This is a genomic window from Luteimonas terricola, assembly GCF_004352845.1.
GTDB lineage: Bacteria > Pseudomonadota > Gammaproteobacteria > Xanthomonadales > Xanthomonadaceae > Luteimonas > Luteimonas terricola.
The window spans coordinates 1-4,728 of the sequence record NZ_SJRX01000004.1; the positions used below are offsets into that span (position 1 = coordinate 1).

Annotated in this window: 5 protein-coding genes and 1 tRNA gene; 2 read left to right on the forward strand and 4 right to left on the reverse strand. The window is 71.2% G+C overall.

The window, feature by feature from the left end; translation table 11 throughout:
• Positions 1 to 263: 263 nt before the first annotated feature.
• The 4 genes from panC to pcnB all read right to left on the reverse strand — a co-directional run bounded on the left by panC (position 264) and on the right by pcnB (position 3,839).
• A complete protein-coding gene (gene panC / locus E2169_RS09530) occupies positions 264 to 1,139 on the reverse strand; it encodes a pantoate--beta-alanine ligase (RefSeq protein ID WP_132986403.1) in 876 nt (291 codons plus the stop codon).
• Positions 1,136 to 1,966, reverse strand: coding sequence for a 3-methyl-2-oxobutanoate hydroxymethyltransferase (gene panB / locus E2169_RS09535; RefSeq protein ID WP_132986404.1), 831 nt, complete (start codon positions 1,964 to 1,966; stop codon positions 1,136 to 1,138). Before panB ends, panC begins: the two co-directional genes overlap by 4 nt.
• Before the next feature lie 68 nt (positions 1,967 to 2,034).
• Entirely contained in the window at positions 2,035 to 2,529 is a 495-nt protein-coding gene (folK, locus tag E2169_RS09540) for a 2-amino-4-hydroxy-6-hydroxymethyldihydropteridine diphosphokinase (RefSeq protein ID WP_132986405.1), read from the reverse strand.
• Positions 2,526 to 3,839, reverse strand: coding sequence for a polynucleotide adenylyltransferase PcnB (gene pcnB / locus E2169_RS09545; protein WP_132986406.1), 1,314 nt, complete (start codon positions 3,837 to 3,839; stop codon positions 2,526 to 2,528). The genes folK and pcnB overlap by 4 nt, the downstream gene beginning before the upstream one ends.
• A 136-nt stretch (positions 3,840 to 3,975) precedes the next feature.
• Here pcnB and E2169_RS09550 point away from each other — a divergent pair.
• Together E2169_RS09550 and fdxA are read left to right on the forward strand one after the other, a co-directional pair.
• Positions 3,976 to 4,051 (forward strand) — tRNA-Glu (locus E2169_RS09550).
• A 143-nt stretch (positions 4,052 to 4,194) separates the two neighbouring features.
• A complete protein-coding gene (fdxA, locus tag E2169_RS09555; RefSeq protein ID WP_132986407.1) occupies positions 4,195 to 4,518 on the forward strand; it encodes a ferredoxin FdxA in 324 nt (107 codons plus the stop codon).
• Positions 4,519 to 4,728: the final 210 nt, after the last annotated feature.

The following is a 4,728-nucleotide window of genomic DNA, read 5'->3' on the forward strand; positions in this document are numbered from 1 at the left end:
GGCGACGCGCGCGGGGGCGCTGTTCAGAAGGGGGGGGGGGGGTGGGGGGGGGGGTACTCCGCCGGCTGACCACCGTGGTGGTCTTTATGCCGGCTGCGTACCCACGCACCCTCCGCTGCCACCGCTGAGGTGGGGTGTAGGGAAAGCGTCGCGCTTCTGCTTTTCCTTGCGGCCCGCGGGGAATCGCTGCAAGGCGCACGCCTCCGCGCCCCAGCCCCACATCGCGAGCGTCGATGAACACACCCTCCGGTGCACACCCGGAGTCAGGCGGCGGCGGAAAACTCGAGGTTGTCGATCAGCCGGGTGCGCCCCAGGCGCGCGGCCACCAGCGCCACGAGCCCGCCGTCGCCATGCGACCCGGGCGACGTGGACGGCTCCGCCAGCAGCGGTGTGCGGACAACCGCGTAATCGACCACGAAGCCGGCCGCCTGCAGCCCCGCCGCGGCGTCGGCCTCGGCCTCGCGCCAGCCCTGCCCGGCCTGCACCGCATCACGCACGGCCAGCAACGTGCGGTGGATCTCCGGCGCGAGCGCGCGCTCCTCCGCGGACAGGTACTGGTTGCGCGAACTGCGCGCCAGACCATCGGATTCGCGCACGATGTCCGCGCCTACCAGTTCCACCGGGAACGCGAGGTCCAGCACCATGTGCCGGATCACCGCCAGCTGCTGGTAGTCCTTGCGCCCGAACACGGCCAGGTCCGGCCGCACCTGGTTGAACAGCCGCGCCACCACCGTGCACACCCCATCGAAGTGCCCCGGGCGGTGCGCACCGTCGAGCACATCGGTGATGCCCGGCACCTGCACCCGCACCGCGCGCGCCGTGCCCAGCGGATACATCTCATCGAGCGCAGGCATCCAGGCCAGGTCGCAGCCCGCAGCCTCGAGCCCGGCCAGATCGGCATCGGGCGTGCGCGGGTAGCGGTCGTAGTCCTCGCCCGGGCCGAACTGGGTCGGATTGACGAAGATGCTGGCGACCACCTGGTCGACGTTCGCGCGCGCCAGCCGCACCAGGCTGTAGTGGCCTTCGTGCAGGTTGCCCATGGTCGGCACGAAGCCGATGCGCAGGCCGTCGCGCTTCCAGGCATCGATCCGGGCGCGCAGCGCCTGGACCTTGCGCGCCACCTCGATCGCCCCGCTCATGCGTAGGAATGCGCCGCGTCGGGAAAGCTGCCGTCGCGCACCGCGGCAACGAAAGCCCGTGCCGCGCCGTCGACCGAACCGCCTTCGGCCAGGAAGTCCTTCACGAACTTCGGCCGCCTGTGCCCGGAGTCGAGCCCGAGCATGTCGTGCATCACCAGCACCTGGCCGTCGCAATCGGCACCAGCGCCGATGCCGATGGTCGGCACCGCGCTGTCGCGGGTGATGGCGGCGGCGAGCCGCGCCGGCACGCCCTCGAGCACGATCAGCGCCGCGCCCGCCTCGGCCACTTCGCGCGCCTCGGCGCGGAGGCGTTCGGCCGAAGCATCCTCGCGCCCCTGGACCTTGAAGCCGCCGAAGCGCAGCACCGACTGCGGCGTCAGCCCGAGATGCGCGCAGACCGGGATCTCGCGCTCGACCAGGAAGCGGATCACGTCGAGCTTGGGCCCGGCGCCCTCGAGCTTCACCATCTGCGCGCCGGCCTGCAGGAAGCGGGTGGACGCATCCAGCGCGCGCTGCGGCGTGGCGTCGGCCTGGAACGGCAGGTCGGCCACCAGCAGCGCGTGCGTGAGCGCGCGGGCGACGCAGGCGGTGTGGTAGGTGATGTCGTCGACCGTCACCGGCAGCGTCGAATCGCGTCCCTGCACCACCATGCCCAGGGAGTCGCCGATCAGGATCAGCTCCACGCCCGCGGCGTCGAACACGCGTGCGAAGCCGGCGTCGTAGGCGGTCAGCATCGAGAGCTTGCGGCCCGCGGTGCGCGCTTCGGCCAGGCCTGGCACGGTCATCGGCCGGCGCACCTCGCGCTCGGCGGCAGTGTTCTTGCTCATGGGGTTTCGTGCCCGAAGTGTGGGATGGAGCACCTGATCTTACGCCGGCGCGATGACGCCCCGGCGCTTCAGGCGGGACGGATGCCGCGCGCGCCGACGGCCGCCAGCAGCGCATCCACGCGTCCGCGTCCGGGCACCCTGGCGTCGGGCGCGATGTCAGCCAGCGGCACCAGCACGAACGCACGCGCATGCAGCTGCGGATGCGGTACCACCAGGCCGGGCGCGTCGATCTCCGATTCGCCGTACAGCAGCAGGTCGAGGTCGAGCGTGCGCGGTCCCCAGCGGCTGCCGTCGGCGGCGCGTTCGCGACCGTGGGCGCGTTCTATCGCCAGCAGGGCGTCGAGCAGCGCGCGCGGTGCGAGCGTGGTCTCGAGCAGGGCGGCGGCATTCACGAAATCCGCCTGGTCCTCCATGCCCCAGGCAGGCGTGCGATAGAACCCGGAGGCGCGCAGCAGGCGCGTGCCCGGCAGCGCATCGAGCGCGGCCAGCGCGTCGCGCAGCGCGGCGGCCACGTCGCCGATGTTGCCGCCAAGGCCGACGCAGGCCCGGACGGGCGCGCTCATCCGGTCGCCGTGGACCGGCGGCGGCGGCGACGCGGGGCGGGCACGCTGCCGTCGCCCTCGTCCTGCGGCGTGTGGGCGATGGCCATGTCGGGATCGAGCTGCGCCTCGCGCCAGAACGCGATGTCGCCGGCGTGTTCGTCCGAGCCCGCCTGCCGTACCTGCAGGAAGTCGAAGGCGGCGCGGAAACGCGGGTGCGCCAGCATGCGCATCACCCGCTTGCGCTGGCGCAGGCCGAAGCGCGACTGCAGCAGCCAGATCTCCTGCATCGGGATCGAGAACCGCCGCGGCACGGCGATCGTCGCCAGCTCGTGCACGGTGACCCGGTCCGCGGCGCGGCGCTGCGCGTCGGCCGCGGGCACGTCCTGCGCCTGCAGCGTCATCAGCGTGCGGCAATAGGCCGGCCACAGCAGCAGCGCGAACAGGAACGCCGGCGACACCGGCTCGTCCGCCGCCACCCGCCTGTCGGTCCCGCGCAGGCCCTCCAGCACCACCGTGCGCAGCGCGCCGCTGCGGTTGGCCTTCAGCGCCGCGGCCGCCTCCGGCAGCATCACGTCCAGCAGGCCATGGCACTCCAGGCCTTCGAAGCTGGCCACGCCGTGCCCGGACAGGAACATCTTCAGGCACTCTTCGAACAGGCGCGCGGGCGCGGCCTCCGACAGCAGCGGCGCCAGTTCGCGGATCGGCGCCGCGGTGGCCGGCTCGATGCTGAAGTCCAGCTTCGCCGCCAGGCGCGCCGCGCGCAGCATGCGCACCGGGTCCTCGCGGTAGCGGGTCTCCGGATCGCCGATGAGCCTGAGCACGCGGTTGCTCACGTCCTCGAAGCCGCCGACGTAATCGCGGACCGAGAAGTCCTCGATCGTGTAGTACAGGGCGTTGGCGGTGAAGTCGCGGCGCACCGCATCGTCCTCGACCGTGCCGTAGACGTTGTCGCGCAGCAGGCGGCCGTCCTCGTGGGTCTGGCGGTCGCCGCTGCCGTCGTCGACGTTGGCGCGGAAAGTCGCGACCTCGATGATCTCGCGGCCGAAGACCACGTGCGCCAGCCGGAACCGGCGCCCGATCAGGCGGCAGTTGCGGAACAGCGCCTTGACCTCCTCCGGGGTGGCGCCGGTGGCGATGTCGAAGTCCTTGGGACTGCCGCCGACCAGCAGGTCGCGCACGGCGCCGCCGACCAGGTAGGCCTCATGCCCTCCTTCGCGCAGGCGATAGAGCACCCGCAGCGCATTGGGGCTGATGTCCTTGCGGGAGATGGGATGCTGTTCGCGCGGGATCGTCCGCAGCACCGGTGTGTCGGATGGGGTGTCGTTGGGCATCTGTAAAAAAGTACCTGCTCTGGTTGCCCAGCGGCAGCCTGTGGTTGCTATACTAGCAAGCCGCATCGCAGCTTGGCTGCAGCGGATCCGGTCGTCCAGCCGGTGTCGCCCCGCAAGGGGCGGCGATGCACCACCAGCTCCCTTCGTCTAGAGGCCCAGGACGTGGCCCTCTCAAGGCTAAAACACGGGTTCGAATCCCGTAGGGAGCACCATATCCCCAGGGCCCGCACCGGCAACGGCTGCGGGCCCTGCCCGTTTTCACCGGCCGCGTGACGCAGCGGCCCCAGGCACACGGCTTCGACAGTGCCTGCCGGCGCTACAATAGGCGGCCTTCACACAGCCAGCGCCGCGAACCATGCCCTTCGTCGTCACCGAGAACTGCATCAAGTGCAAGTACACCGATTGCGTCGAGGTGTGCCCGGTCGACTGTTTCCACGAAGGCCCGAACTTCCTGGTGATCGACCCCGACGAGTGCATCGACTGCACCCTGTGCGAGCCGGAGTGCCCGATCGGCGCGATCTACGCCGAGGATGACGTGCCCGCCGGGCAGGAGGGCTTCGTCGCCCTGAACGCCGAGCTGTCGAAGGAATGGCCGGTGATCACCACCCGTAAGGACGGACCGCCCGACGCCGCCGAGTGGGAAGGCAAACCGAACAAGCTGCCGCTGCTCGAGCGCTGAGCCGCCGGAGCTGGTCTGCCAGGCAAAACAAGGTTCATCTCCCAGCTCCGGGGAACCGGTTCGACGATGAGGGTCTGCTTCTTTCGCTCCGCCTCGCGGTGACCTGGAGGGCCCCGTCGTGGCCGGGAGGCCTTCGCGGCTCATGTCCCCCGGCATCCGCCTGGCGGCGGATGCCTCCTCCATTACTTCCCCGCGAAGGCCTCCCGGCCA

Excerpts from the sequence above, each read along its gene's own strand:
- panC (WP_132986403.1), bottom strand. The coding sequence starts at position 1,139 with ATGAGCGGGGCGATCGAGGTGGCGCGCAAGGTCCAGGCGCTGCGCGCC.
- panB (WP_132986404.1), bottom strand. The coding sequence starts at position 1,966 with ATGAGCAAGAACACTGCCGCCGAGCGCGAGGTGCGCCGGCCGATGACC.
- folK (WP_132986405.1), bottom strand. The coding sequence starts at position 2,529 with ATGAGCGCGCCCGTCCGGGCCTGCGTCGGCCTTGGCGGCAACATCGGC.
- pcnB (WP_132986406.1), bottom strand. The coding sequence starts at position 3,839 with ATGCCCAACGACACCCCATCCGACACACCGGTGCTGCGGACGATCCCG.
- fdxA (WP_132986407.1), top strand. The coding sequence starts at position 4,195 with ATGCCCTTCGTCGTCACCGAGAACTGCATCAAGTGCAAGTACACCGAT.